Genomic DNA, 26,314 nt, shown 5'->3' with positions numbered 1-26,314 from the left:
AAGCTGTCAGCCCGGGCGATACATCGCGCAGACCTTGTTGCCTGCCGGATCGCGCAGATAGGCGAGATAGAGCTTCATGCCAGCGCCTTCACGGATGCCCGGCGGATCTTCGATTTCGGTACCGCCGTTTGCGCTGCCCGCCTTGTGCCAGGCGTCGGCCATGGCTTCGTTATCGGCGGCAAAGCCGATGGTCGAACCATTCCCGCAACTCGCCGGCTGGCCGTCGATCGGCTTGGTGATCAGGAAGATGCCGCCGTTGTGCATGTAGATGACGCGGCCCTTTGGATCGATCCTGCCCTCGCTGCCGCCCAGCGCCTTGAAGCAGGCATCGTAGAATTTCTTGGAGGCGTCGATGTCGTCGGCCCCCAGCATGACATGGCTGAACATTGTTCTCTCTCCTTATGCCTCGACCGCAATGGTCGCGGTTTTCTCGTCTCCGGTATTCGGCGCGTTGGCAGGGTCCAGAAGCAGGACCTGCACCTCTCCCTTTCGCGCTACCGGTTTGTGTTCCTCGCCCGCGGCAATCAACAACAGATCGCCGGGATGCAGCGTTTCCGTGCGCTCGCGGAACTCGATATCGAGTTCGCCGTCCAGGCACAGGAACAGCTCGTCATGGCTGTGGCTGTGCCAGTCGAACGCGCCTTCCAGCTTCGCGATGCGGACTTCGTGACCCTCATACCGCGCGACGATGCGCGGCGCCCAGGTTTCGGTAAACGTGGCGAACTTGTCGGCGAGGGTCACCTTCTTGGTCATCAGTCGTAGACCACCACGCTGCGGATGCTTTCACCCGAATGCATCAGGTCGAAGCCTTTGTTGATCTCTTCCAGCTTCAGGACATGGGTGATCATCGGATCGATCTGGATTTTGCCGTCCATGTACCAGTCCACGATTTTGGGCACGTCGGTGCGGCCCTTCGCGCCGCCGAATGCCGTTCCGCGCCAGTTGCGGCCCGTCACCAGCTGGAACGGGCGGGTTTCGATCGTCTTGCCCGCTTCCGCCACGCCGATGATGATCGATGTACCCCAGCCCTTGTGACAGCATTCGAGCGCCTGCCGCATGACATCGGTATTGCCGGTGCAGTCGAAGCTGTAATCCGCGCCGCCATCCAGCATCTCGACCAGCGTTGCCACGACATCGTCGACATCCTTGGGATTGACGAAGTCGGTCATGCCGAAATGTTCAGCATAGGGTTTCTTGTCGGGGTTGATGTCGACGCCCACGATCCGGTCCGCACCAGCCATCCTTGCGCCCTGGATGACATTGAGGCCGATGCCGCCGAGGCCGAAGACCACGACATTGTCGCCGGGGCGTACATCGGCGGTGTTGACCACTGCGCCGACTCCCGTGGTCACGCCGCAACCGATATAGCAGCTGGTGTGGAAGGGCGCGTCCTCGCGAATCTTCGCCACCGCGATTTCGGGCAGCACGGTGAAGTTCGAAAAGGTCGAGCAGCCCATGTAATGGTAGATCGGCTTGCCGTTGTAGCTGAAGCGCGTCGTGCCATCGGGCATCAGGCCCTTGCCCTGCGTCTCGCGAATGGCGCTGCACAGATTGGTCTTGCCCGAAAGGCACATTTTGCACTGGCGGCATTCGGGTGTGTAAAGCGGGATGACATGATCGCCCGGCTTCACCGAAGTCACGCCCTTGCCGACTTCGCGCACGATGCCTGCGCCCTCATGGCCCAGCACGCTGGGAAACAGTCCTTCACTGTCGAGGCCGTCCAGCGTGTAGGCATCGGTGTGGCAAATGCCGGTAGCCTTGATCTCGACCAGAACCTCGCCCTCCTTGGGGCCTTCCAGATCGAGTTCGACGATTTCCAGCGGCTTCTTGGCCTCGAATGCTACGGCTGCTCTGGTTTTCATGGCGGGTGTTTCTCCTTTGGCAACCGGGACTAGGGAAGGGCGCTGGCGCTCGCAAGACGTGTTGCTTGCCGTTCAGCCCGCAGAAGATAGAAGCGACCGCATGAAATCTCTTCTGGCCCCGCTCGCTCTGCTCGTTCTTTCACCCGCTGCCGTGGCGCAGGAACCTGCGGCTGCTCCGCAGCTGACTGCCCAGCAATCCGCAACGCTGCGGTGCTCGGCAGCTTTCGCAATCATCGCGCAGGGCCAGGTCAACGGGAATGCAGCCGCGCTTGCCTATCCGCCGATGAAAGAGCGGGGGCGGGAATTTTTCGTGCGTTCTGCAGCGCGGCTGATGGACGAACACACACTCGATCGCGGTGCGATTCAGGAACTGGTGGCCGGACAGGCACAGGATCTTGCCGATGAAGGTGCGGTGGAAGAGGTGATGCCCGCCTGCCTGATGATGCTGGATGCTTCGGGAATTTAGGCGGCGTTCAGGCCTGTGTCACCGCTCCAGCCATATCATGCGATCCGACCGAAGAATGGGGATGGCAATGCATAAGATCATTATGACGACGATGGCTTCCGCGGCACTTGCCGTTCCAATGTCGCTGTCGGCTCAGGACGCCGTCGAGATTGACGAGCCGATCCATGACGACGCCTCACAAGATTTCTCGGACTTTGCCGAGCGCATGCAGGATCCGGACACGCAGCGCGAGTTCGCGCTGATGGCCCGCGCCATGGGCGAAGTCCTGCTCGACCTGCCGATCGCCCCGCTGATCGCAGCCGCAGGGGAGGTGAGCGAAGATCTCACCGGCAAGGACCTGCCGTCTGTCGATCCCGATGCGACGCTGCGCAAGATAGCGCCGCTCAGCAGCCGCGCCCCCGAAGAGATCGAACGCAACCTTCCACGCGCCCTCCATGCGATGGGTTCGATGGCAAAGGCGCTCGAAACGATGACGCCCACTCTCAAGGACATGGCCGCGCGCATGAAGACCATGGCCCCGCAGGCCGATTGAAAAGGTCGCAAAACTTCGCCCGCGCCATGACTGCCAGTGGACGCGGGCGCGCCGCTGATGCATGAGCGGTCCAGCATGTGGCAGCTGCATCAATTCCCTTTGTGTCCCTTCAGCCGAAAGCTGCGTCTCCTCATGGGGGAGAAAGCGGTTGCCTATGAGCTTATCCGGGAAAATCCGTGGGAAGCGCGCGATGCGTTCTGGCAGCTCAATCCGGCAGGGCGGACCCCCGTGCTCCACGATCCCGCGCGCCGCGTAACTTTGTGCGATAGCCAGGCGATCTGCGAATTCTTCGAAGAAACGGTGGAACGCGTGCCGATGATTTCGGGCAATGCCATGCAGCGCGCCGAAATCCGCCGCCTGACGGCCCTGTTCGACGAAAATTTCTATCACGACGTGACCGAGCCCGCGCTGCACGAGAAGATGAAAAAGCGCCTCGTTCTGCGCCAGCCGCCCGACGGGCAGGTGCTGCGCCAGATGGGCCGGTTGCTGCACGGCCATCTCGACTATATCGACTGGCTGGTCGACACCCGGCAATGGCTCGCCGGGCCGCAGCTGAGCCTCGCCGACCTGACCTGTGCGGCGCACCTCTCAGTGGTCGATTACCTCGGCGCGGTCGACTGGCGCGGGCACGAACAGGCGCAGGGCTGGTACATGGTCATGAAAAGCCGCCCCAGCTTCCGCCCGCTGTTGAGCGAGAAGATGGATGGCCTTCCGCCGCCACGGGAATATGCTTCACTGGATTTGTGAGGGTATCAGTGTCCGAGGAGAACGGCTTCGTCGATTTCTCTTTTCATCAGCTTTGCGATTTCACTCTTGAATATATCAACGGCAGCGTAGGTGGTCCGATATGAAGTGATTAGGCGCTGAGAATTATCATCATAATCAGCGATCTCTACGGAAGCCGTCAGTTCGCCTCGCGAACCCGTTGGCGATATCTGCAAACGAACGATCAAGTCGTCGCCTTCCTGTTTGTTGTAGCCCCACTGGATGCTGATGGGCGAACCCGGCTCTATGGGGTAACGATCGAGCCTTTCTCCGAATTCGACGACGTCTTGCCACTGAACCCAAAAACCACTTTCTCCCTTGAGACTGGCGGTCTCTACAATGACTGAAAGCCAACCGAAGTCATCACGTGTAAGCTTGTCATCGAAATAGCTCGGGTCGAACTTATAGCGTAGTGCGAGTTTGCTCATTCGCCGGTCTTAGCGGTTTGAATTGCATGCATAATTAAAAGGTCCGGTGGGTCTATCGTTGACAAACCCGGCAGAACCACGTGCTGCGTCCGCCCTGCACGATGCGGCGGATCGTGCCGCCGTCTTCGTGGTGGCAGGGCTCGCCCTCGCGGCCGTAGACGTGGAAGCGGGTGGCGAAATAGCCGAGGTTTCCGTCGGGCTGGGCGAAATCGCGCAACGTGCTGCCGCCGTCGCGGATCGAGCGCTGCAGCACGTCCTTGATCGCGGGGACGAGGCGCCGGAGCTGCGGCATGGTCACCTTGCCGCCTGCCTTTCGCGGATGAATGCCTGCATGCCACAGCGCCTCGCAGACATAGATATTGCCGAGGCCCGCCACGATACTCTGGTCGAGCAGCAGCAGCTTGATCGCCTGTTTGCGCCCGCGCGTCGCCTCGCGCAAATGTTCGGCGGTCAGGTCCTCACCCAAAGGCTCTGGGCCTAGCGAGGCGAAGGGTTTCCAGGTCAGCAGTTCTTGCGCTGTCATCAGATCAACCGAGCCGAAGCGGCGCGGGTCGTTCAATGCGAAGCGGTGGCCTGCGGTCTCGATCACGAGATGGTCGTGCTTCTCGTCCACCTCCGGGTCGATCCGCCAGCGCCCGCTCATGCCAAGATGGAAGATCATCGCGTGGTCGCGGCTGGTATGGATAAGGCCGTATTTCGCCCGGCGTGAGAGATGCGTCACGCTTGCGCCCGTCAGCGCCTGCACCAGATCGGGCGGGAAGGGGCGGCGCATGTCGGGGCGGTTGACCGTCACGCGCGTGATGGTCTCGCCTTGCAAGAACCGCGCAAGGCCGCGCACCGTTGTTTCGACTTCGGGAAGCTCTGGCATGAAAACCCCTCTAACACCCTTTGCGCCCCGCTCAATTCCCCCTAAGGCTCGCCTCCATGAACGACACTGTTTCCTTCGGCTACGAAGATATCGACGCCAGCGAGAAGACCGGCCGCGTGGGCGAGGTCTTTTCCAATGTCGCGGCCAAATACGACATCATGAACGACGCGATGAGCGGCGGGATGCATCGCTTGTGGAAGGACCGCTTCGTCCGCCGCGTTAAACCGCAGCCGGGCGAACAGATCCTCGACATGGCCGGCGGCACGGGCGACATCGCCTTCCGCATGGCCGCGAAGGGGGCAAGCGTCACTGTCTCCGACATTAATCAGGACATGCTCGACGTCGGCATCGAACGCGCGATGGAGCGAGGGATCGACGGGCTGGTGTGGAGCCGCCAGAACGCGGAGGAATTGGCCTTTTCGAGCCGCACCTTCGACGCCTACACCATCGTCTTCGGCATCCGAAACGTGACCTTCATCGACAAAGCCCTGCGCGAGGCGCACCGCGTGCTGAAATTCGGCGGGCGGTTCTACTGCATGGAATTCAGCCAGACCGACTGGCCGGGCTTCAAGGAAGTCTACGACCTCTATTCGCACCAGCTGATGCCCAAGATCGGCAAGGCCATCGCCAATGACGAGGAGAGCTATCGCTACCTCGCCGAATCGATCCGCCGCTTCCCCAAGCCGCCCGAATTCGAGACGATGATCCGCGATGCGGGCTTCGCCAATACGCGGGTCGAGAAAATCCTCGGCGGCGCGGTGAACATCCATTCGGGGTGGAAAGTCTAGGGTGGCCAAACCCGCAACGCATATCTGGCGGCTGTTGAAATGGGGCCGCACGCTTGCGCGCCACGGCGCCTTGCGCGGGATCGAAGGCGATCCGAACACCCCCGCACCGGTCAAGCGCCTGGCGCGGATTGCGCGCCTCGGCACGATCCAGCCGAAAGAGCCGGACTACGCAGGCGCCTTTCGTGAAATCGGCCCGGCGGCCATCAAGCTCGGCCAGACTTTGGCGACGCGCCCCGATCTCGTGGGCGAAGAAGCGGCGAAGAACCTGCTGAGCCTGCAGGACAATCTGCCGCCCGTACCGTTCGAGCAGATTCGCCAGAGCATCGAGGCAAGTTTCGAACAGCCGCTGGAAAATCTCTGGGCCGAATTCGATCCGGTGCCGGTCGGCGCAGCTTCCATCGCGCAGGTGCACCGCGCGGTTACGATCGAAGGCCGACAGGTCGCCGTCAAGGTCCTGCGCCCTGGCGTGCGGGAACAGTTCGCCAAGGATATCGCCACTTACGAATGGGCCGCCGCCCATCTCGAAAGCTTCGGCGGCGAGGCAGCGCGCCTGCGTCCACGCCTAACCATCGCCAATTTCAAGCGCTGGACCTTGCGCGAACTGGATTTGCGGCGCGAAGCCGCCAGCGCTTCGGAACTGGCCGAACACATGGTCGGCACGGAGAAATACGAGATTCCCGGCATCGACTGGGACCGGACCAATGGCCGGGTGATGACCGTCGACTGGGTCGACGGGATCAAGATCAGCAACACCGAAGCGCTGATCGCGGCAGGCCACGACATGGACGAACTGTCCAGCCGCCTCGTCCTCGCCTTCCTGAAACAGGCGATTTCGGCCGGTTTCTTCCACGCGGACATGCACCAGGGCAATCTGTTCGTGAAACCCGATGGCACTATCACCGCCATCGATTTCGGCATCATGGGCCGCATCGACCGGCAGGCGCGCATGTGGTTGGCGGAAATCCTCTACGGCCTGACCACGGGCAATTACAAACGCGTGGCCGAAATCCATTTCGAGGCGCAATATGTGCCGAGCTATCACAATGTCGACGAATTCGCGACGGCGCTGCGCGCGGTGGGCGAACCGATGCGCGGCAAGCCGGTGAGCGAACTCAGCGTCGGCCAGATGCTCGACGGGCTGTTCGCCATCACCCGCGATTTCGATATGCAGACCCAGCCGCATCTGTTGCTGTTGCAGAAGACGATGGTGATGGTCGAAGGCATCGCCACCCAGCTCAACCCCAAAATCAACATGTGGGACGTATCTGCCCCCTTCGTGCGCAACTGGATTCGCGACGAACTGTTCCCGGAAGCCGCAATTGCCAATCGTATTCGCGAAGATACCGAAACGCTGCTGGGTATCCCCGCGCTGGTGCGCCGTATCGAGGAACGCTTCCCGCCCAAGGGCGGGGCGCCCGAAGCGCCGCCTCTGCCCAAGGTCGAGCTGATCTGGGAACGCCGCGAACGCATGCAGAAGGGCCGCGGCTGGTTCGGCTATCTCGTCGCCGCCGGTGTCGGCGGGCTGGGCGTGTGGGCCGCGCTTACACAGGGCCTGCTGGGCTGACCCTGCCATAGGGCAGTAATTTGATGGCCATTACCATCACGATGACGTGCAGCGCTTCCACGATCATCGGCTGCCACCACCCGTCATAGCTGCCGACCGCGACCAGATTCACCAGCCGCCCGCTGAAGGCGATGGTGAACAGGGCAAGCGCGGGCCACAGCATGTCGGCACGCCGCTTCCAGGCCGTCCAGCCCATGCACAGCGCAGCCAGCCAGAAAAAGGCGGTAAAGTCCCCGCGCATGGCCGAAAGCCCTTCGGGAGTGGGCGATTGCAGCCCGAAATCCGCGCCCGCTCCGGCGGGGTCGATGAAGAAGCTGATACCGAGCAAAAGGTCGAGAATAGCGCCCAGCGCCAGCAGGACGAGGAGGATGAATTGCATTGAAGGCCCTCTGCATTACCGTTTTCTAAACCATAGGCTGGCAAGTGTGCGCAGGAATGTCACGCTTTTGCGTGCTGGCAATGACGGACGGGGGGCGCTAGCAAGCGCATCAATGACGCAATGGGATTTCACCAGCCGGTTCGCGCCGCTGACGCTGCGCACCACGAAAACCGCGGATATGGGCGCGTGAGCGGCCCGAAGATCCTGCTCGTGATCGGGGGTGGCATCGCCGCCTACAAGAGCTGCGAACTCGTGCGACTCATCCGCAAGGCGGGCGGGGATGTTACCTGCGTGCTGACCGAAGGCGGGCAGCAGTTCGTCACCCCCATGGCGCTGGCCGCACTTTCGGAAAACAAGGTCTATACCTCGCTCTTCGATCTCAAGGACGAAGTCGAGATGGGCCATATCCAGCTTTCGCGGCAGGCCGATCTGGTAGTGGTTTGCCCTGCCACGGCCGATTTGCTGGCGAAGATGACCGCCGGCATCGCCGACGATCTGGCAACCACACTGATTCTCGCGACCGACAAGCCGGTTATCGCCGTGCCCGCCATGAATGTCCGCATGTGGGAGCATTCGGCCACCCAGCGCAATGCCGACTGGCTGCGGCAGGCAGGCGTCACCGTGATGGATCCGGACGAAGGCGCGATGGCATGCGGCGAATTCGGCCCCGGCCGGCTGCCCGAACCGCCCGTTATCCTGCAGGCCATTGCGGAGGCGCTCGATCTCGATATCGATCTTCCCGAACTCGCTGCGCCTGCTCCGCAGCTCGCGGCGCCTGCGCCCTCGGCCTATGCCGATGATAGCGCGGACGAGGATGAATATGACGAGGAGGACAGCTCCAGCAGCGGGTCCGGTCTTGGCAGCCTGCTCAACGCGATCATCCCCCGCAGCACCGAATCGCGCGGCGCAGAGGACGAAGAGCGCGATTTCGACGAAAGCGAGTTCGAGGAACCCGATTTCGACGAATCGGAATTTCAGGAAACCGAATTCAAACCCGATTTCGGGGGTCCGCTTCTGGCCAAGAAGGGCGGGGCAGCCGCTGCACCGCCGACCGACCGCGAAGCGATCAACCACACCGTTGCCCGGCAGGATGAACGCGCTGCGCCGCAGCCCATGCCCGGGGACATCGCCCATGCCGATCATGGAGCGGCGCTTTCTGCCGATCCGCTTTATGGCCAGGCTATTTTCGACGAAAATCCGGAGCATCGCCCACTCTACGGCAAGCATGTGCTGGTAACCGCCGGGCCGACTCGCGAGCCGATTGATCCGGTGCGCTACATCGCCAACCGATCCAGCGGGAAGCAGGGCTTCGCGATTGCAGCCATGGCTGCCGCTGCCGGGGCCCGCGTTACGCTGGTTGCCGGGCCAGTCCATCTGCCGACGCCGGTGGGCGTGGACCGGATCGATGTGGAAACCGCCGAAGATATGGCGGAAGAAGTGCGCAACGCGCTGCCCGCCGATGCGGCCTTCATGGTTGCGGCAGTGGCCGACTGGAAGAGCCGCCATGTCGCCGCCGAAAAGATGAAGAAGCGCGGCAGTGCACCGCCCGCGCTCATCCTTGCCGAAAACCCCGACATCCTCGCGGCCGTGGCCGCCGGGCGCAAGCGCCCGCAGCTGCTGATCGGCTTTGCCGCCGAGACCGAGAATGTGGTCGAAAACGCCAAGTCCAAGCGCAAGCGCAAGGGTGCGGACTGGATCATTGCGAACAATGTTTCGGGCGCGGAAGGCGAAAGCGTGATGGGCGGCGACCTCAATCAGGTCCATATCGTCACCCCCGGCGGTGTCGAAAGCCTAGTCGAAATGCCCAAGGAAGAAGTGGCCCGCGAACTGGTGCGCCGTGCTGCCGAAGCGCTTGCCACACCAGGCGAAGCGCCTGCCTGACAGGGCGGACGCTTGATTCGCTAGTCCAAGTTAAGGGCTGGATCGCTCCCAAACCGCGCCAGCCTCGTAAGGCTGACGCTCGCGCAGGCCTCCGCCCTCAAACGTCGCGAACGCGCAGCATGGCGAAGGCGGCGATGGTCCAGACTGCCGCGCCGAACAGCATCGTCCAGATGGGGGCGCCCGGGAACAGCGCCTTCATGATCGAACCCATCACCGTGGCCACCAGCAGCTGTGGCAGCACCACGAAGATGTTGAACAGGCCCATGTAGATGCCAAGCTTGGCCTGCGGCAGGCTGCTGGCCAGAATCGCATAAGGCATCGCCAGGATCGAGGCCCACGCCACCCCCCTCAGCACTTCGCACACGATCAGCAGGTTCGGATCGCGCAGGACGAAATAGCCGAGGAAACCGAGCGCGCCGGCCAGCAGGCAGACCATATGCGTCTTCGCCTTGCCGATCCGTTTGCTGAGCCGGGGCAGAAGGACCAGCGCGGCCACTGCAGCGACACCGTTCTGGACGGTGTAGATCAAATTCCACCAGTTCGCGCCTTCGTTATAGGCGGCAGTGGTCGGATCGGCGCTGCCATAGAAATATTGCGACACGATCGGCCCGGAATAGATCCACATCACGAACAATGCGGACCAGCTGAAGAACTGTACCAGCGCCAGCCGCTTCATCGTTTCGGGCATGCCGGCGAAATCACCGACGATGGTCGACAGCATATTGGTCGAGCGGCCCCGCTTGGCCAGCGAGATGGCAATCGCGGACAGGACGCCGTAAATCGCCAGCAGCGCGCCGAGCAGGTAGATTTCCTTCTCCAGCCCCAGCGGATCGACGAGCAGCGCAATGCCTGCCCCCAGCGCCAGCCAGATCAGCGCCGATCCGTAGCCTTTTTCGGCCAGTGCGGAAACGGGCTGGGCCGTCTCGGTTGCGCGCGCAGCCTCGAAAGCGGCCATTTCTTCGGGCGAATATTCGCGTGTGGTGAAAACGGTCCAGCCGATGGCGGCGAACAGGGCAAGTCCGCCGGCCCAGAAGCTCCACCGCACCGTGTCGGGAATTTCGCCTGCCGGGGCCAGATTGCTCACACCGAGATGGCCGAGCAGCCAGGGGAAGATCGCCGCGACGACTGCGCCCGCGCCGATGAAGGCGGTCTGGACGGCATAGCCGGTGGCATGTTGGGAACTGTCGAGCATGTCGCCTACGAAAGCGCGGAAAGGCTCCATCGCGATGTTGAGGCTGGCGTCGAGCAGCCACAGCAATCCCGCCGCAAACACCAGCGGCGCGGCGAAGGCAGGCGCGAACGGCATCAGGAACAGCGCCAGCGCGGCCAGCAAGGCGCCGGTCATGAAATAGGGACGGCGGCGGCCGAAGCGGTTCCAGGTCTTGTCGGACAGATGGCCCACGATGGGCTGGACGATCAGCCCGGTCAGCGGGGCCGCGATCCACAGCGCGGGCAGATCGTCGAGCGAGGCGCCCACGGTCTGGAAAATGCGGCTCATGTTCGAATTCTGCAGCACGAAGCCGATCTGGATACCGAAGAAGCCGAAGCTCATGTTCCACAGGCCGCGGAAGCTCTGGCGCGGTTTTTCGGTGAGCGCATGTGTCATGGATTATGTCCTCGTCCGCATCCGGCTGAGGTCTTTACGCCCGCTCGGATGAATTTCGCCCGGCTTGCATGAAGCGGCGGGGGCGGCAAGGCCGCATACGAATGTGGTCTATGCTTCGGCGGCCCCGCTGGAGGCGCGAACCACCAGCTTTCCGGGCAATTTTCGCGGCGCGGTTTCGCGTCCGTCGATCTGGGCGATCAGCGTTTCGACCAGGGCTGCGCCTGCACCCGTGATGTCCTGCATCACGGTGGTCAGCGGTGGGGTGGTCAGGCTGGCGGCAGGAATATCGTCGAAGCCGACCACGGCAATGTCGCCGGGTACAGTGCGTCCGGCCTCGGCCAGCGCGCGCATTGCCCCGATCGCGATCAGATCGCTGGCGGCGAAGATCGCATCGAAGGGGGTGCCGCTGGCGAGCAGTGCGCGAGCCGCATCGTGGCCCGCTTCCTCGGTGGTGATGGCATCGAACTGGAGGCGCTTGTCGGGCGCAAGGCCTGCTTCTTCGAGCGCCGTGGTGAGGCCGAGATACCGGCCGTGGAATTCGGGATAATGTTCGTCCGCATGGCCGAGGAAGGCGATCCGGCTGCGCTCGTTCTCGATCAGGTGGCGGCCCGCCAGCCGCCCGGCGGCGTGATTGTCCGTGCCAACGGTGACGCCGCTCGCATCGTTGGAGACCGAGCCCCAGCGGGCGAAATGCGTTCCCTGCCGCACCAGCTGGTCGAGCCGTTCGCGATAGAGCGTGTAATCCCCATAGCCGAGCAGGATCAGCCCGTCGGCGCGGTGGCTGTCCTGATAGCGGACATGCCAGTCATCCTCCATTTTCTGGAACGATATCAGCAGGTCCAGGCCGCGATCGGCGCAGGCGCGGGTGATCGATCCCAGCATGGCGAGGAAAAAGGGATTGATCATGCTGCGATCAGGGGTCGGGTCTTCGAAAAACAGCAACGCGATGGTGTTCGATCGCTGGGACCGCAGCGAGCTGGCGTTCTTGTCGACCGTGTAATTGAGCTCGGCGGCGATGGCCTCGATCTTGGCGCGGGTTTCGGCGCTCACCGACTTTTCGCCGCGCAGGGCACGGCTCACGGTGGGCTGCGAGACGCCAGCGCGATACGCGATGTCGAAGCTGGTCGGCCGTCCGGTTGGTGCGCGCCCCACAGTCACTCCTCTCCGCCATCTGGCGGCTCGTAGAAAGCCTTTCGCAAGGCCGGTTCGCGCTAGGCCCTTACGCTGCGTCTGGCAACTTTGCGCGCCGTGCCACGGGCGGGCGAACCAGCCTCGAGACGCCCGCCAAATCCGGGCGCATGCATAACATAACATACGTATGCTCTCTTCCGAAGCGGCAGAGTTCGGGCGTATCGGGCCCCGAACGAGGGAGGCCGGCGCACCGTCACTTCCTCGAAAAAACGTATGGCCGGCCCGTTCTGGCTGGCAGTGGAGAGGGTATACCGATGGCACTTCGCGACACGCTTCGCAGCGGAATCAGCATTTCCGCAATCACCGCAACCCTGGCGCTGGCTGGTGGGATGATCCCGGCCACGGCCTTTGCGCAAGGCACGCAGCCTGTAACGCCCGAGCAGGTGGACGCAGGCCAGCCGGTCAGCGATCCCGATGCGGCCGACGATGTGATCGTCGTCACCGGTTTCCGCGCCAGCCTCGAAAGCGCGGTCGCGGAAAAGAAGCTGTCCGAACAGATCGTCGAATCGATCACTGCCGAAGACATCGGCAAGCTGCCCGACGCATCGATCGGCGAATCGATCGCCCGCCTTCCCGGCCTCACCGCGCAGCGCCTCAACGGCCGCGCCAATGTGGTCGCCATCCGCGGCTTCGGCCCGGATTTCTCGCAAACCCTTCTGAACGGACGCGAGCAGACGACCACGAGCGACAACCGCTCGGTCGAGCTCGACCAGTATCCGTCCGAAATCGTCAACCAGGTCGTGGTCTACAAATCTCCCACCGCCTCCCTTGTGGGTCAGGGCCTGGTTGGCACCATCGATATCCGCACCATTCGCCCGCTCGAAACCGGCGAGCGTATCATGGCCGTCGGCGCGCGCGGGTCATGGGCGGATATCGGTGCCCTCAATGCCGGATCGAAGGAATTCGGCTACCGTGTGAACGGCACCTATGTCGACCAGTTCGCCGACGATACGCTGGGCATCTCGATCGCCGCATCCTATGTCGACGAGCCGTACCAGCTGCAGGAATTCAACGCCTGGGGCTATGACACGGTCGATGTCGGCGGGCAGGACGCCGCGCTGATCGGCGGGTCGAAATCCTACGTGACCTCCACGGAATTGAAGCGCCTCGGCATCAACGGCACGATCCAGTACCAGCCGATGCCGCAGCTCACCTTCACGCTCGACGGCTTCTATTCGAACTTCGACGACGACCAGTCCAAGCGCGGCCTCGAACTGCCGCTGGCTTATGGCGGCGATCTGAACGCCGATTTCGACCCCGCAAGCGCCACGGTCGAGGACGGCCTCGTCACTGCGGGCCGGTTCGACAATGTTCGCGGCGTCATCCGCAATGACATCTTCCAGCGCAAGGCCGATCTCTATTCGGGCGGCTTCAACGCCAACTGGGAAGGCGATGACGGCTGGAGCGCGTTCTTCGACTTCGGCTATTCGCGCACCGACCGCAACGAACTGAGCCTCGAAAGCTATTCGGGCACCGGCTATAATGGCCCCGCAACCGGCGAAGGTGCGGGCGCGACCATCGGATTCAATTCGGGCGACAAGGGCACGGTCTTCGATTCCTCGCTCGACTACAGCGATCCTTCGCAGATCTTCCTGACCGATCCGCTCGGCTGGGGCGGCAGCGAAGTGCAGGCCGGCTATTCGAACAACCGCATCGTCGAAGACGAGCTGTTCCAGTACCGCGTCGAAGTCGCGAAAGAACTCCAGTCAGACAGCTTCCTGCGCAGCGTGCAGTTCGGCATGAACTACACCACCCGCGAAAAGAGCCTGACGCCCGACGAAGCCTTCGTCCGCCTGCCGGGCGGGGCGACCGAGGTGGCGATCCCCTCGCAATATCTCCAGCGTTCGACCGACCTCACCTATCTGGGTCTCGGCCCGATCGTCAGCTACGATGCGCGCGATCTCATTGCCGACGGCGTGCTGGTGCTGGAACCGCGCGTAACGACCGGTCCCGGTGCCGCGAATGATGTGCTGAGCAAGAGCTACACGGTCGCCGAAGATCTGATGACCATGTACCTGCAGACCAATCTGGAGCAGGAAGTCGGCGCTGGCGTGATCACGGGTAATATCGGCGTGCAGGCGATCAACACAGTTCAGAAATCGACCGGCTTCATCTTCCCCGAAACCGGCCCCGAGCAGCGCACGCTGGGCGACGATTACTGGGACGTGCTGCCCAGCGCCAACCTGTCGCTGCGGCTCGATAGCGACTGGGTCTTCCGTGTCGCCGCGGCGCGCGAAATCATGCGGGCCCGGCTCGATGATACCCGCGTGTCGATCGATTACGGCATCGATGCCACCGTGCCCGGCGGCCTCATCCGCGGCAGCGGCGGCAATCCGGCGCTGCGGCCGTATCGGGCCAATGCGGTCGATTTCAACATCGAGAAGTACTTCGGCACCGGCGGCGTCGTGGCGCTCCAGCTGTTCTACAAGGACATCAAGAGCTACGTCTTCAACGGCCGCTTCGGCTATGATTATACGGGCTTCCCCACCCCCACCGGGGCGGATGCTTATCCTAACCTGCCAGCCATCGGCACGCTGGAAGCGCCGACCAATACCGGCGGCGGCGATCTCTACGGTGCCGAACTGGCTGTGACCCTGCCGTTCTCCACCTTTAGCCCCGCGCTGGACGGCTTCGGCATCACTGGCGGCGCCAGCTACACCAAGACGAAGATCGAAGATCCGGACGGCAACGAAACGGAGATCCCCGGCTATTCGAAGTGGGTGGTCAACGGCACGGCCTATTTCGAAAAGGCTGGCTTCAACACCCGTGTAAGCGCGCGTTACCGTTCCAGCTTCCTGGGTGATTTCACCGGCTTCGGCGGGTCGCCCACCCGGCGTACCGCGCTGGACGAAACGATCATCGATGCGCAGATCGGCTATGATTTCCAGCCCGGCAGCGCGCTCGATGGTCTCTCGCTCTACATCCAGGGGCAGAACCTGACCGACCAGCCCTTCGTTTCAGTCGGTGAGAACCGCAATCAGGTGGTCGATTACCAGAGCTACGGGCGCCGGTTCCTCGCAGGCTTCACCTACAAGTTCTGATGCACGGGGCGGGGATGGCGGATCATGCACCAGCAACCGCCATCCCCGCCGCCTGGCTTGCCGATACCCTTGCCCTTGCCGATACCCTTGCCCTTGCTGACGCTTGCGTCGGACAAGGGCGCGGGGAGCGGATAGGATCATGGCCGTGATGCAGACTTCCTCACCCACCACAAACGGCAGCGCTGCGCCGCTCAACGTCGCCATTGCCGGGGGCGGGACCGCCGGATGGATGGCGGCGGCTGCGCTGGCCCGGCTGACGGCCTGCAAGGTCACGCTGGTCGAATCCGATGCCATCGGCACGGTGGGCGTGGGCGAGGCCACGATCCCGCAGATCCGCCTGTTCAATCGCGGGCTGGCGATCGACGAGGCCGAATTCCTGCGTGAGACGAAGGGCACCTTCAAGCTCGGCATCGAATTCGACGGCTGGCGCAGGGCCGGCACCAGCTACATGCACGCCTTCGGCAATGTCGGGGCCGGGGCGGGGCTGCTGCCCTTCCACCACCTCTGGCTGCGCGGGCGCGAACTGGGCGGCGCCAAGGATTTCGGCGCCTATTCGCTCAATGAAGCCGCCGCGCGTGCAGGCAGGATGCAGATGTGGCCTGCGGACAAGGCGCCGCAGCCCGACATGCCCTGGGCTTATCATTTCGACGCCACGCTCTATGCCGCCTTCCTGCGCCGCTTCGCCGAGACGCGCGGTGTCACCCGCATCGAAGGCCGGATCGAGACGGTCGAACGGGATTGGGAAAGCGGCGATATCGCCGCGCTCGTAATCGATGGCGGTCGGCGGATCGAAGCCGATTTCTATATCGACTGCACCGGCTTTCGCGGCTTGCTGGCGGGCGACATGCCGGGCCAGGGCTTCGAGGACTGGAGCCACTGGCTGCCCTGCGACAGGGCGATTGCCGTGCCCTGCAAGACGGGCGGGGAGTTCACCCCCTACACCCGCGCTACGGCCCACACTGCGGGCTGGAAATGGCGCATTCCGCTGCAGCACCGGATCGGCAACGGGCTGGTCTATTGCAGCGATTATCTGGCCGATGACGAGGCAGAGGCGGCGCTGCTCGCCGATCTCGACGGGGAGCCGCTGGGCGATCCCAGGACGATGCGCTTCACCACCGGCATGCGGCGCGCGCCATGGAGCGGGAATTGCCTTGCGCTCGGCCTGGCCGCCGGGTTCATGGAGCCACTGGAATCGACCAGCATTCACCTGATCCAGTCGGGCATTGCGCGCTTCCTGTCGATGCTGCCGCGTCCCGGGATGGAAGCTGCAATGGCGGATGAGTTCAACCGCCAGTCGGTTTTCGAATGGTCGGCCATCCGCGATTTTCTGATCCTGCATTATGCCGCCAATGAACGCAGCGGCGAACCCTTCTGGGACCGCGCCCGCGCGATGGATCTGCCCGCCAGCCTTGCGACACGGATCGAGCTGTTCCGCAGCACCGGCTATCTCAGCCGCGAGCATGACGAGCTGTTCACCGAAGCGGGCTGGACGCAGGTTCTGCTGGGGCAGGGCATTCTACCGCGCGCCACTCATCCCAATGCCGACGCGCTCGACCCGGCAGCCCTCGAACGGCTGCTGGCGGGGATCGAAGGCGACATCGCCAAGACGGTCGGCGCCATGCCCGGCCATGCCCAGTTCCTGCGCGCCACTTGCATGCCGCAGACCGCCAACCGACCCGCCGCCACCAAGGAGACGGCCCGATGAAACGTTTCACCCTATCCCTTGCCGCCGCGCTGCTCGCCAGCACGCCCGGCTTCGCCCAGCAGCCGGAAACGGAGAGTTTCCGCGAACGCGGGGTGGAAGACGAGGTGATCTATTTCGTCCTGCCCGATCGCTTCGCCAATGGAGACACTGCCAACGATCTGGGAGGCTATGCCGACGATCCGCTGGTCAGCGGCTTCGATCCTTCGCACAAGGGCTTCTATCACGGCGGCGATCTGAAGGGGCTGACCGAAAAGCTCGATTACATCCAGGGCATGGGCGTCACCGCGATCTGGTTCGCGCCGATCTTCAAGAACAAGCCGGTGCAGGGCGATCCCGGCAATCCGGGCAGCTTCAGTTCGGGCTATCACGGTTACTGGGTGACCGATTTCACGCAGGTCGATCCGCATTTCGGCACCAATGAAGAATTCGCCGCCTTTGTGGCCGCCGCCCATGCGCGCGGTATGAAGGTCTATATGGACATCATCGCCAACCACACTGCCGATGTGATCCGCTTTGCCGAAGACACATACGATTATCGCAGCAAGGGCGAATATCCCTATTCCACCCGCGGCGGCGTGGATGGGGAACGGATCAACCAGGGTTTCGACCCGGCCGATCCCAGCCCCGAAAACTGGGCGAAGCTGACCGATCCGGCCTTTGCCTATACCCCCGTGGTGCCCGAGGCAGAGCGCGATGTGAAAGTGCCCGCCTGGCTCAACGATCCGATCTATTACCACAATCGCGGCGATAGCTTCTGGATCGGCGAAAGCGCGGTCGATGGCGATTTCGTCGGGCTGGACGATCTGTTTACCGAGCATCCGCGCGTGGTGGCGGGCATGATCGACATCTTCGGCAACTGGATCGACCAGTACGGCATCGACGGCTTCCGCATCGATACCGCCAAGCACGTCAATCCGGAGTTTTGGCAGGCTTTCGTGCCCGCCATGCTCGAACGCGCCGAAGCGCGCGGCATTCCCAACTTCCATATCTTCGGCGAAATCGCTTACCAATCGCCCGACGCGATGACTGCCGCCCGCGTGATGACGGAAGCGGGGCTGCCCTATGCGCTCGACATGGGTTTCGCCAAGGCGGCCCAGCTGGTTGCCAGCGGCAAGGAAAGCCCCGCCATCATGGCCGAATTCCTGAGCCAGGACGTGATCTATCCCGGCGGCGCTAAGACGACGACCGGCCTGCCGACCTTCCTCGGCAATCACGATTTCGGGCGCTTCTCCATGTTCCTGCGCGATTATGCGGAGACGGAGGATACAGACGAACTGCTGGCGCGCACCAAGCTCGGCCATGCGATGATGTTCGCGCTGCGCGGCGTGCCGACCGTCTATTACGGGGACGAGCAGGGCTTCATCTCCGACGGCAACGACCAGCTCTCGCGTGAGGATATGTTCGAAAGCCGGGTCGCGGACTATAATGATAATGTCCTGCTCGGCACCGATGCCACCACGGCCGGCGATAATTTCGACACGTCGCATCCGCTCTACCAGCTGATCGGTAACCTTGCCGCGATGCGCACTGCCTCGCCTGCCTTGCGCCGGGGGCTGACCACCGTCCGCGCCTTCGATCACGAGGGCCCCGGCCTGCTCGCGGTGGAGCGGTATGACGAGGAAAGCGGCCAGCGTGTTCTGGCGGCGTTCAACACCTCGAACACTCCGATCAAGAGGGTGTTCGGGACTGAAACCGGAACAAAAAGCCTCGTTTCGTTGGCCGGTGATTGCCCCGCCACGCCCGCCGCACCGGGCAGCATCAGCCTCACCCTGCCGGCCTTCGGCTGGGCCGTTTGCGAGCTGGGCGAAGATTAATGGCAAGCGTCGAGATTACTTCCGTAGGCGTAGAAAAATCGCCGCAAGACAATGTGTTATGGTGGCGCGGTGCGGCCATCTACCAGATCTATCCGCGCAGCTTCATGGACGCCAATGGCGATGGGATCGGCGATTTGCCGGGCATCACCAGCCGCCTCGATCACGTCGCCTCGCTCGGCGTGGACGCCATCTGGATCTCCCCCTTCTTCACCAGCCCGATGAAAGATTTCGGCTACGATGTTTCCGATTATCGCGACGTCGATCCGATCTTCGGTACGCTGGCCGATTTCGACGCGCTGATCGCCCGCGCGCACGAGCTGGGCCTCAAGGTACTGATAGATCAGGTTTATTCACACACCTCGGATGAGCATCCCTGGTTCGTGGAGAGCCGCGCCAGCCGCGATAATCCGAAAAGCGACTGGTATGTCTGGGCCGATGCCAAGCCCGACGGCACGCCCCCATCCAACTGGCAATCGGTCTTTGGCGGCCCCGCCTGGACCTGGGACGCACGCCGCGGCCAATACTACCTGCATAATTTCCTGAACTGCCAGCCGCAGCTCAACGGCCACAATCCCGATGTGCAGGACGCGCTGCTCGGTGTCGCCCGCTTCTGGCTGGATCGCGGCGTCGACGGCTTCCGCATCGATGCACTTAATTTCGCGATGCACGATCCCCAGTTGCGCGACAATCCGCCCGCTCCGCCAACCGATCGCCAGCGCACGCGGCCCTTCGATTTCCAGCGCAAGATCCACAATATGTCGCATCCCGACATTCCCGGATTTATCGAGCGTATCCGCGCGGTTACCGAGGAATACGATGCGACTTTCACGGTCGCGGAAGTCGGCGGTGACGATGCCGAAGCGGAGATGAAAGCGTTCACCCAAGGCGATACTCGCCTGAATTCCGCCTATGGGTTCAACTTCCTTTATGCGGACCGCCTGACGCCAAGCCTCGTCTGCGCGGCACTGGCCGAATGGCCCGACGAGGAAGGGCTGGGCTGGCCAAGCTGGGCGTTCGAGAACCACGATGCACCGCGTGCCGTCTCGCGCTGGTGCGCGCCCGAAGACCGCTATCTCTTCGCGCGGATGAAAATGCTGCTGCTCGCCAGTCTGCGCGGCAATATCATCCTCTATCAGGGTGAAGAGTTGGGCCTCACGCAAGTCGATATTCCCTTCGATCAGCTGCAGGATCCGGAAGCCATCGCCAACTGGCCGCTCACCCTGTCACGCGACGGTGCCCGCACGCCAATGCCGTGGGAAAACGCGCCGCAAGGCGGTTTCGGTGCGGAAACCCCATGGCTGCCGCTGGGCGATGAGAACCTCGCGCGCTCTGTGGACCGGCAAGACGCCGACCCGAACTCGCTCCTCGCATTCACCCGCCAGATCATCGCGCTGCGCAAGGCCTCGCCCGCACTGCGCCTGGGCCGTGTAAGCGCCTGCAAGGCTGACGGTGCGCTGCTGCGCCTCGAACGAACTCACCATGGATCGGACGGTAGCGAGCACGTCGTGTGCCTGTTCAACCTTTCGCCCGAACCCATCGACACTATCGAAATTCCCCAAGGAGAAACTTTATGCAGCGTCAACTCGGTTCAGTCGGCCGGTCTCGGACCCTACGCAGCCCTGGTGGTGCGGGTATGATGCGCCGCGCGCTCGGTTGCTCGCTGGCCGCGTTGCTCGGCACGACGGCATTGCCTGCCTTTGCCGCAGATGTCGCTTCGCCCGACGGCCGGACCGTGGTGACACTGGATGTCGATGGGGACGGCGTGCCCTTCTACCGCGTGACACGCGATGGCGAAGCGCTGATCGCGGAGAGCGATTTGGGCTTCATCTTTACCGACGCCGAACCCATGCGCCGAAATTTCCAGGTCGAAACAGAGACCCGCGCCAGCCACGACGATACGTGGGAGCAGCCTTGGGGTGAACGCCGCTTTGTGCGCGACCATCATAACGAACTCTCCGTCACCTTCCGTGAGGCCCGCGAAACCAGCAAGCGCGCGCTGACGGTGCGCATGCGCGTGTTCGACGACGGGATCGGCTTCCGCTACGAATTCCCGGAAAGCGCCGAAATGCCCGTAGCCCGGATTGCCGAAGAGCTCACCGAATTCGCCATCGCGCCCGAAGCTGCCGAAGGCGGCAAGGCATGGTGGATCCCGGGCGGGGACTTCAACCGCTACGAATATCTCTACAATGAAACGCCCATCACCGGCGTTTCCACCGCGCATACGCCGATGACGGTGCGGTTGCAGGACGGCACGCACCTCGCGTTTCACGAGGCCGCGCTGGTCGATTATTCGGGCATGTGGCTGCGGCGTATGGAAGGCACGCGCTTCCGCGCCTCTCTCGCCCCGTCGAGCCGCGGGGCGAAGGTCGTCCGCGAAGGTGCCTTTACCACGCCCTGGCGCACGATCCGCATCAGCGACGGACCGGCAGGTCTGGTCGAAAGCGATATCGATCTCAACCTCAACGAACCCAACAAGCTTGGCGATGTCAGCTGGGTGGAGCCGGGCAAATACATCGGCATCTGGTGGGGTATGATCTCCAACAAATGGACCTGGGCTTCGGGCGACCGCCACGGCGCGACCACCGAACGGGCCAAGCAATATATCGACTTCGCTGCGGAAAACGGGTTTCGCGGCGTGCTGATCGAAGGCTGGAACGTGGGCTGGGACGGAAACTGGTTCGGCAACGGGCGCGATTACAGCTTCACGCAGGCCTATCCGGATTTCGACCTCAAGGAAGTGACTGATTACGCCCGTGAAAAGGGCGTGCGCCTGATTGGTCATCACGAAACCGGCGGCAACATCAAGGTCTATGAAGAGCAGCTCGCCGACGCGATGAAGCTCTATGGCGATCTGGGCGTCGACTGGGTCAAGACCGGTTACGTGGCCGATGCGGGCGGGGTTATTTCCTGCAACGCCGACATCGCCGATCCGTGCGAGGGCGATACCGAGATCTTCGAATGGCACGATGGCCAGCGACAGGTGCAGCATCATCTGCGCGTGGTCGAGGAAGCGGCGAAGAACCATGTCGCGGTCAATCCGCATGAGCCGGTGAAGGACACGGGCCTGCGCCGTACCTATCCGAATTGGGTCTCGCGCGAGGGTGCCAAGGGGCAGGAATACAACGCCTGGGGCGCTTTCTCCAACGGGCCGGACCATGAGCCTACGCTGGTCTACACCCGCCTTCTGTCGGGCCCGATGGACTACACGCCCGGCGTGCTGGGCCTTGTCGGGGATCAGGATTATCCGATCGCCAGCACTCTGGCCAAGCAGCTAGGCCTTTACCTCGCGATCTATTCGCCGATCCAGATGGCGGCCGATTTCGTGGAGAGCCTGGCCGCGCATCCCAGGGAACTGGAATTCATCAAGGCGGTGCCCGCAGACTGGGCTGAAAGCCATCTGATCGACGGCGCGGTGGGCGATTACGCCATCTTCGCGCGCAAGGATCGCAACAGCGAGGACTGGTATGTCGGCGGCGTCAACGATGCGACCGAGCGTACGCTGGAGCTGAATTTCGACTTCCTCGAAGACGGCAAGGCCTACACCGCCAAGGTCTGGAAGGATGGCCCGGAAGCGACCTATCTGACTGAAAAGCGCCACGATATCGCCTATGACACCATCACGGTGCGCAAGGGTGACAGCTACACCGTCAGGCTTGCGCCGGGCGGCGGGCTCGCGATCCAGCTTCAGCCCAACTGAGCCTTAGGCCGCCCCTGCCTTTACCGGCGGGGGCGGCACCGGAGAGTGCATCTGCGCTTGCTCCCGACCGGCACGATAGGGCACAGGGTTCCCCTGAAAATCACGGGGCCAGCAGTACGTATCTTATGAAAAAACTAGAGCTGAAAATTCTCGACGAGCGCCTGCACGAATGGGGCCTTCCGCGCTATCAGACTGAAATGTCGGCGGGAATAGACATGTATGCCTGCATCCCCGAACCGCTCGAGATCCAGCCGCAGGCGCAGCCGATCCTGATCCCTTCGGGCATCGCCATCCTGATGAACGACCCCAATGTGGTGGCCTTTCTGCTGGCGCGGTCGGGGCTTGGGCACAAGAAGGGGCTGGTGCTGGGACAGTCGGTGGGGACGATCGATGCCGACTATGCCAACGAGATTTTCATCAGCGCTTGGCTGCGCAATCCGCCGGGCAGCGACAGCCTGGTCATCAACCCCGGCGACCGCATAGCGCAGCTGGTGTTTCTGCCCATTTTGCGGCCCGAACTGGAGGTCGTGGAGGAGTTTTCCGCGACCACCGGGCGGGGGATGGGCGGCTTCGGATCGACCGGGGTCTGACCCGAAGCGCCGTTAAAACTGTTCCGGAAATCGCCCCGAACACCCTCTTGATCGGCCCGCCCCCGACCGAACCCCCGCTCTGGCTGCGGGGTTGAGGGTAGCGGCCTAACGATCGGGGGCCGAACCGCTCCCACCGCCCGCAGAACCCGCCAGCGTCTGGTTGGCGAAGGGCAAATCCAGGATCGTATGCGCGTCCGATTGCCGGTCCTCGATCCTGAGGCGCAGCATGTCATCGTGGGTCTCGAATTCGATCCGGGCGGTGCGGGTGATGACGAGACCGCGGTCGGCGGTCCCGGCATCAATGCAGAATGCGCCATCGAAACTGTCGCAGGCGGGCATGGCCGGTGCCGCGGCAAGCGTGAGCAAGCCCAGGGCACCGGCGAGGAGCCTATTGTCCATCGCGCGTTTCCCCGCCGTTCTGGACGATGGAATAGCCGCCGCCGCCCTCGCTCGGCCCCGAATAGGTGATCCGGAAGGTGTTGTTATTGCCCTTCTGCTGCACGCTGACGTCATAGCCGCTGCCGGTCTGGGTGATGTCCATCACATTGCTGTCCCCATCCTGCGCCAGCGTGGCGCTGATCGCGCTGCCCTTTTGCTGGAAGGTCATCTCGTTCTCGTCGCCGCCCTGCTGTAGCTCGGCCGAGATCGAGCCGCTGCCCTGCGCATTCTGGATCAGCCGCAACGAGTTGCGACTGCCGCCCATCTGGACGGTGGCGTTGATTTCATTGCCCGGGCCAGACTGTTCGATCCGGCCCTCGTTCTCGCGCCCGGATTGCGTGAGCGAGGCACTGCGCACCGTGCCGGCGCCCGATTGGCGGATGATCGCCTTGTTCTGTACATCGGAGCCCTGATCGATGTCCGCTTCGACCGTCCCTTGCGAGGGGGAGGGGTTGGTCTGTTCGATCGTGGCGCCATTATTGGCCGAGGTCTGGTCGATCGCCGCGATCGTGCCGCCGCTGTTCTGCTTGATCTCGGCGGCGTTGTTGTCGGTCCCGCTGCCGGTCTTGATCGAGGCTTCGGCACTGCCGCCCGAACCTCTCTGCCGGATGGTGCCCTCGTTGGCATTGCCGTTCTGGTCGACCTGGCCTTTCAAGGATGGGCCGTCCTGTTCGACCGTGGCCACCCCGCGCACGCCCGGCTGGGTGATGCTGATATTGCTGCCGGTGCCGCCATTGCTGCGCCGCTGCGTCCCCTTGGCGCGATTGGCGCTGCCGCCCTGATCGATATCGACATTGTCGGTGCCCGATTTTGCGTCGACCGTCTGTTCGATGGTCGCCTCGTTCTCGTCGGTGCCGTCGGTCGATTGGTCGATCCCGGCCACGCTTCCGCCGCCACTGCCGGTCTGGCGGATGATCGCGCTATGCGTTTTGCCGGTCTGGTCGATATCGGCTTCGTTCTGCCCGCCCGATCCCGTCTGGCGGATAGAGCCTTCGAGACTGCGCGAGGCCGCGCCTTCCTGATCGATCTGCGCCTTGTTGGCCGGCGATTGTTCCTGGAGGATGGTGGCGGTTCCTTCCGCGCCGTTCTGGTTGACCGAGGAGACATTGCCGGATGCCCCGTCCTGAACGACCCGCACCGTGGACTTTTCGCCCGTTTGCGAAACCGATCCTTCCTGCCTCCCGCTGTCGGAACGCTGGGTGATCTGGGTTTCGTTATTGGCCCCGTCGATGTCGATATCGGCATTGTTGCCGCGGCCATTGCCCGCCTGCACGACCTTGCCCTGGCTGCTTGCACCGTTCTTGATCGCGATGGATGCTTTCGACCCGGCCTGCGCCTGCCGCACCAGCCCGGTGCTGCCGGTGCCCTGCGACAACGTCACATCGGCCGTGGCGGCCTCAGCTGTCTGGATGATTTCGCTGCGGTGTTCATTGCCCGCCAGCGTGTGGGTCTGCTCCGCGCCAGTGCCGCTGCCATCGAGATTGGCGTGCTGCCGCCCGAAGGCGAAATTGGAATCGCCCTGCAAATTGATGGAGACGACGCCCTTGTCGCCGCGCTGGTCGATATAGGCGGTGCTGTTGTTGGCCAGTGAACTGTCATTGCCCAGCGCGATGGTGGCCGAAGATCCGTCCGCCCCATCGCCCGTATCGTCGGTCTGGCGGATGGCGGCGGCATTGCCCATGCCCGATGACTGGATGCGCGCGGTCGATCCGCGGCCCTTCTGGTAAATACCCTTGCCCGGATCGGGGCTGACGCTTTCACCGGTGAAGGTCTCGATCTCGCCCACCTCCTGCAGCGCGCCCGTATCATCGGATTTGCGGATGATTTCCGCCGTGCTGGTTTCGCGGGTCACTTCGCTGTCCTGCCGGATCAGGGGATCGTCCTCAGCGCTGCTGGTGCCCGCTGACTGACCGCCGCCGTCCTGGCCGCCGCCAGACGTTTGCTCGGCCGAACTGGGCTGCCCGCAAGCCGCGAGGCAAAGCGCCAGGGCGAAGCTGAGGGAATGGATGGTCTGTTTGTGCGGACGTGTCATGGCTTTCTCCTGTTTGTGATCGAAAGGCTGTTCGGGGATGTCAGTCGTCGGTCTTGTCGTCCTTCTTCTCGTCTTCAGCGGTGTCGTCGCCGCTCTCCCGGTCGTCTTCGTCGTCTTCATCGCCGGATTGGGAATCCTGTTCGTTCTCTCCATCGTCATCGGCGAAGAGCTGCGCGTTCAAAGGCTGGCCGCTCTGGTTCTCCCAGAAATCCAGGCAGAATTTCTCGAAGCGCTGGCCCAGTGCGAGATGCTCGCGCTCCTCGTCCCAGCCCTGCTTTCGCCCGAAGAGGTCTTCGACGCGGTCGTATTTCTCCAGCCGTTCGCGGCATTTGGCGGCCTGTTCGCGGGCCAGCGCCACCACATCGGCAGGGCCGACTATTCCGGCGAAATAGAGCCGCAGCAGGCCGGGATCGTTCACCGGTTCGCGCAGCCATGTCCGCAAGGCGGCTTCGCCTGCGGGGGTGACGATGAAGGAATGGCGGGGCCGCCCGACCTTGCGTTCTTCCTCCTCGTAAAGAAGGCCCGCCGCGGCCAGCCGCGCCATTTCGCTGTAGAAGGGATCGCGATCGCGGTCGGCATAGGCGCGCTTGTCATGCCGCCGCACGGTCACGACCAGATAGGCCAGCAGCACGAAGATGCAGGCGATGATCAGGATGATGATAAGCAT

The 26,314-nt window shown here is 63.2% G+C and carries 23 protein-coding genes; 12 read left to right on the top strand and 11 right to left on the bottom strand.

Features of this window, described 5'->3' with window-relative positions; all coding sequences use genetic code 11:
- Positions 1-6 precede the first annotated feature (6 nt).
- The 3 genes from ACYQ0G_RS07395 to ACYQ0G_RS07385 are packed head-to-tail and all read right to left on the bottom strand — an operon-like array spanning position 7 to position 1,862.
- Positions 7-387 (bottom strand): VOC family protein, encoded by a 381-nt coding sequence (locus tag ACYQ0G_RS07395; RefSeq protein WP_460101252.1) that lies wholly within the window; start codon positions 385-387, stop codon positions 7-9.
- A 12-nt stretch (positions 388-399) separates the two neighbouring features.
- Entirely contained in the window at positions 400-753 is a 354-nt protein-coding gene (locus ACYQ0G_RS07390; RefSeq protein WP_460101251.1) for a cupin domain-containing protein, read from the bottom strand.
- A complete protein-coding gene (locus ACYQ0G_RS07385; RefSeq protein ID WP_460101249.1) occupies positions 753-1,862 on the bottom strand; it encodes an S-(hydroxymethyl)glutathione dehydrogenase/class III alcohol dehydrogenase in 1,110 nt (369 codons plus the stop codon). Before ACYQ0G_RS07385 ends, ACYQ0G_RS07390 begins: the two co-directional genes overlap by 1 nt.
- 100 nt (positions 1,863-1,962) lie before the next feature.
- Between ACYQ0G_RS07385 and ACYQ0G_RS07380 the strand changes: the two genes are divergently transcribed.
- The 3 genes from ACYQ0G_RS07380 to ACYQ0G_RS07370 all read left to right on the top strand — a co-directional run bounded on the left by ACYQ0G_RS07380 (position 1,963) and on the right by ACYQ0G_RS07370 (position 3,607).
- Positions 1,963-2,328 (top strand): hypothetical protein, encoded by a 366-nt coding sequence (locus tag ACYQ0G_RS07380; protein ID WP_460101247.1) that lies wholly within the window; start codon positions 1,963-1,965, stop codon positions 2,326-2,328.
- Between the two features lie 67 nt (positions 2,329-2,395).
- Positions 2,396-2,860 carry a hypothetical protein gene (locus tag ACYQ0G_RS07375; RefSeq protein ID WP_460101245.1) on the top strand — a complete coding sequence of 155 codons (465 nt, stop codon included), beginning with the start codon at positions 2,396-2,398 and terminating at the stop codon, positions 2,858-2,860.
- Between the two features lie 75 nt (positions 2,861-2,935).
- The gene (locus ACYQ0G_RS07370) at positions 2,936-3,607 is read left to right on the top strand and encodes a glutathione S-transferase family protein (RefSeq protein WP_460102798.1); all 672 of its coding nucleotides are present in this window, start codon (positions 2,936-2,938) and stop codon (positions 3,605-3,607) included.
- A 5-nt stretch (positions 3,608-3,612) separates the two neighbouring features.
- On the opposite strand, the gene ACYQ0G_RS07365 is transcribed toward ACYQ0G_RS07370, so the two are convergent.
- Positions 3,613-4,053, bottom strand: a complete 441-nt coding sequence (locus ACYQ0G_RS07365; RefSeq protein ID WP_460101243.1) for a hypothetical protein — start codon at positions 4,051-4,053, stop codon at positions 3,613-3,615.
- Between the two features lie 52 nt (positions 4,054-4,105).
- On the bottom strand, positions 4,106-4,921 hold the full coding sequence (gene mutM, locus ACYQ0G_RS07360) for a bifunctional DNA-formamidopyrimidine glycosylase/DNA-(apurinic or apyrimidinic site) lyase (protein WP_460101241.1): 816 nt from the start codon (positions 4,919-4,921) through the stop codon (positions 4,106-4,108).
- A 56-nt stretch (positions 4,922-4,977) separates the two neighbouring features.
- On the opposite strand from mutM, the gene ACYQ0G_RS07355 reads away from it, so the two are divergent.
- The gene (locus ACYQ0G_RS07355) at positions 4,978-5,709 is read left to right on the top strand and encodes a class I SAM-dependent methyltransferase (RefSeq protein ID WP_460101239.1); all 732 of its coding nucleotides are present in this window, start codon (positions 4,978-4,980) and stop codon (positions 5,707-5,709) included.
- A 1-nt stretch (position 5,710) separates the two neighbouring features.
- On the top strand, positions 5,711-7,273 hold the full coding sequence (ubiB, locus tag ACYQ0G_RS07350) for a 2-polyprenylphenol 6-hydroxylase (protein WP_460101237.1): 1,563 nt from the start codon (positions 5,711-5,713) through the stop codon (positions 7,271-7,273).
- Here ubiB and ACYQ0G_RS07345 read toward each other — a convergent pair.
- Positions 7,251-7,652: a hypothetical protein gene (locus tag ACYQ0G_RS07345; RefSeq protein ID WP_460101234.1), complete on the bottom strand. Its 402-nt coding sequence runs from the start codon at positions 7,650-7,652 to the stop codon at positions 7,251-7,253. The genes ubiB and ACYQ0G_RS07345 overlap by 23 nt on opposite strands.
- 120 nt (positions 7,653-7,772) lie before the next feature.
- Here ACYQ0G_RS07345 and ACYQ0G_RS07340 point away from each other — a divergent pair, with 120 nt between their 5' ends.
- Complete coding sequence (locus ACYQ0G_RS07340; protein ID WP_460101232.1) at positions 7,773-9,533, top strand: bifunctional phosphopantothenoylcysteine decarboxylase/phosphopantothenate synthase; 1,761 nt, start codon at positions 7,773-7,775, stop codon at positions 9,531-9,533.
- A gap of 97 nt (positions 9,534-9,630) precedes the next feature.
- Here the strand turns inward: ACYQ0G_RS07340 and ACYQ0G_RS07335 are convergent, their stop codons facing one another.
- On the bottom strand, positions 9,631-11,139 hold the full coding sequence (locus tag ACYQ0G_RS07335; protein ID WP_460101230.1) for an MFS transporter: 1,509 nt from the start codon (positions 11,137-11,139) through the stop codon (positions 9,631-9,633).
- A 108-nt stretch (positions 11,140-11,247) separates the two neighbouring features.
- On the bottom strand, positions 11,248-12,291 hold the full coding sequence (locus ACYQ0G_RS07330; RefSeq protein ID WP_460101229.1) for a LacI family DNA-binding transcriptional regulator: 1,044 nt from the start codon (positions 12,289-12,291) through the stop codon (positions 11,248-11,250).
- Between the two features lie 293 nt (positions 12,292-12,584).
- Between ACYQ0G_RS07330 and ACYQ0G_RS07325 the strand changes: the two genes are divergently transcribed.
- The 6 genes from ACYQ0G_RS07325 (at position 12,585) to dut (ending at position 23,177) form a co-directional block, all read left to right on the top strand.
- Positions 12,585-15,371, top strand: coding sequence for a TonB-dependent receptor (locus ACYQ0G_RS07325; protein WP_460101227.1), 2,787 nt, complete (start codon positions 12,585-12,587; stop codon positions 15,369-15,371).
- 139 nt (positions 15,372-15,510) lie between these two features.
- Positions 15,511-17,076, top strand: a complete 1,566-nt coding sequence (locus tag ACYQ0G_RS07320; protein ID WP_460101224.1) for a tryptophan halogenase family protein — start codon at positions 15,511-15,513, stop codon at positions 17,074-17,076.
- Positions 17,073-18,890 (top strand): alpha-amylase family glycosyl hydrolase, encoded by a 1,818-nt coding sequence (locus ACYQ0G_RS07315; protein WP_460101221.1) that lies wholly within the window; start codon positions 17,073-17,075, stop codon positions 18,888-18,890. The genes ACYQ0G_RS07320 and ACYQ0G_RS07315 overlap by 4 nt, the downstream gene beginning before the upstream one ends.
- Positions 18,890-20,527 carry an alpha-glucosidase gene (locus ACYQ0G_RS07310; protein ID WP_460101218.1) on the top strand — a complete coding sequence of 546 codons (1,638 nt, stop codon included), beginning with the start codon at positions 18,890-18,892 and terminating at the stop codon, positions 20,525-20,527. Before ACYQ0G_RS07315 ends, ACYQ0G_RS07310 begins: the two co-directional genes overlap by 1 nt.
- Positions 20,524-22,587, top strand: a complete 2,064-nt coding sequence (locus tag ACYQ0G_RS07305) for a glycoside hydrolase family 97 protein (RefSeq protein ID WP_460102796.1) — start codon at positions 20,524-20,526, stop codon at positions 22,585-22,587. Before ACYQ0G_RS07310 ends, ACYQ0G_RS07305 begins: the two co-directional genes overlap by 4 nt.
- Before the next feature lie 125 nt (positions 22,588-22,712).
- Positions 22,713-23,177: a dUTP diphosphatase gene (gene dut / locus ACYQ0G_RS07300; protein ID WP_460101216.1), complete on the top strand. Its 465-nt coding sequence runs from the start codon at positions 22,713-22,715 to the stop codon at positions 23,175-23,177.
- 105 nt (positions 23,178-23,282) lie between these two features.
- Here dut and ACYQ0G_RS07295 read toward each other — a convergent pair whose 3' ends face one another.
- The 3 genes from ACYQ0G_RS07295 to ACYQ0G_RS07285 are packed head-to-tail and all read right to left on the bottom strand — an operon-like array spanning position 23,283 to position 26,314.
- Positions 23,283-23,576: a hypothetical protein gene (locus ACYQ0G_RS07295; protein WP_460101214.1), complete on the bottom strand. Its 294-nt coding sequence runs from the start codon at positions 23,574-23,576 to the stop codon at positions 23,283-23,285.
- Positions 23,566-25,647 (bottom strand): hypothetical protein, encoded by a 2,082-nt coding sequence (locus ACYQ0G_RS07290; RefSeq protein WP_460101213.1) that lies wholly within the window; start codon positions 25,645-25,647, stop codon positions 23,566-23,568. Before ACYQ0G_RS07290 ends, ACYQ0G_RS07295 begins: the two co-directional genes overlap by 11 nt.
- A gap of 40 nt (positions 25,648-25,687) precedes the next feature.
- Entirely contained in the window at positions 25,688-26,314 is a 627-nt protein-coding gene (locus tag ACYQ0G_RS07285) for a PadR family transcriptional regulator (protein WP_460101210.1), read from the bottom strand.

The organism is Qipengyuania triglochinis (assembly GCF_054655615.1).
The sequence above is the reverse complement of the archived record's forward strand: the minus strand, read 5'-3'. Positions and strand labels throughout refer to the sequence as shown.

Excerpts from the sequence above, each read along its gene's own strand:
- ACYQ0G_RS07390 (WP_460101251.1), bottom strand. The coding sequence starts at position 753 with ATGACCAAGAAGGTGACCCTCGCCGACAAGTTCGCCACGTTTACCGAA.
- ACYQ0G_RS07385 (WP_460101249.1), bottom strand. The coding sequence starts at position 1,862 with ATGAAAACCAGAGCAGCCGTAGCATTCGAGGCCAAGAAGCCGCTGGAA.
- ACYQ0G_RS07365 (WP_460101243.1), bottom strand. The coding sequence starts at position 4,053 with ATGAGCAAACTCGCACTACGCTATAAGTTCGACCCGAGCTATTTCGAT.
- ACYQ0G_RS07310 (WP_460101218.1), top strand. The coding sequence starts at position 18,890 with ATGGCAAGCGTCGAGATTACTTCCGTAGGCGTAGAAAAATCGCCGCAA.
- ACYQ0G_RS07355 (WP_460101239.1), top strand. The coding sequence starts at position 4,978 with ATGAACGACACTGTTTCCTTCGGCTACGAAGATATCGACGCCAGCGAG.
- ACYQ0G_RS07345 (WP_460101234.1), bottom strand. The coding sequence starts at position 7,652 with ATGCAATTCATCCTCCTCGTCCTGCTGGCGCTGGGCGCTATTCTCGAC.
- ACYQ0G_RS07335 (WP_460101230.1), bottom strand. The coding sequence starts at position 11,139 with ATGACACATGCGCTCACCGAAAAACCGCGCCAGAGCTTCCGCGGCCTG.
- dut (WP_460101216.1), top strand. The coding sequence starts at position 22,713 with ATGAAAAAACTAGAGCTGAAAATTCTCGACGAGCGCCTGCACGAATGG.
- ACYQ0G_RS07315 (WP_460101221.1), top strand. The coding sequence starts at position 17,073 with ATGAAACGTTTCACCCTATCCCTTGCCGCCGCGCTGCTCGCCAGCACG.
- ACYQ0G_RS07305 (WP_460102796.1), top strand. The coding sequence starts at position 20,524 with ATGATGCGCCGCGCGCTCGGTTGCTCGCTGGCCGCGTTGCTCGGCACG.
- ACYQ0G_RS07395 (WP_460101252.1), bottom strand. The coding sequence starts at position 387 with ATGTTCAGCCATGTCATGCTGGGGGCCGACGACATCGACGCCTCCAAG.
- ACYQ0G_RS07370 (WP_460102798.1), top strand. The coding sequence starts at position 2,936 with ATGTGGCAGCTGCATCAATTCCCTTTGTGTCCCTTCAGCCGAAAGCTG.
- mutM (WP_460101241.1), bottom strand. The coding sequence starts at position 4,921 with ATGCCAGAGCTTCCCGAAGTCGAAACAACGGTGCGCGGCCTTGCGCGG.
- ACYQ0G_RS07295 (WP_460101214.1), bottom strand. The coding sequence starts at position 23,576 with ATGGACAATAGGCTCCTCGCCGGTGCCCTGGGCTTGCTCACGCTTGCC.
- ACYQ0G_RS07320 (WP_460101224.1), top strand. The coding sequence starts at position 15,511 with ATGGCCGTGATGCAGACTTCCTCACCCACCACAAACGGCAGCGCTGCG.
- ACYQ0G_RS07380 (WP_460101247.1), top strand. The coding sequence starts at position 1,963 with ATGAAATCTCTTCTGGCCCCGCTCGCTCTGCTCGTTCTTTCACCCGCT.
- ACYQ0G_RS07285 (WP_460101210.1), bottom strand. The coding sequence starts at position 26,314 with ATGCTTATCATCATCCTGATCATCGCCTGCATCTTCGTGCTGCTGGCC.
- ACYQ0G_RS07290 (WP_460101213.1), bottom strand. The coding sequence starts at position 25,647 with ATGACACGTCCGCACAAACAGACCATCCATTCCCTCAGCTTCGCCCTG.
- ACYQ0G_RS07340 (WP_460101232.1), top strand. The coding sequence starts at position 7,773 with ATGGGATTTCACCAGCCGGTTCGCGCCGCTGACGCTGCGCACCACGAA.
- ACYQ0G_RS07325 (WP_460101227.1), top strand. The coding sequence starts at position 12,585 with ATGGCACTTCGCGACACGCTTCGCAGCGGAATCAGCATTTCCGCAATC.
- ACYQ0G_RS07375 (WP_460101245.1), top strand. The coding sequence starts at position 2,396 with ATGCATAAGATCATTATGACGACGATGGCTTCCGCGGCACTTGCCGTT.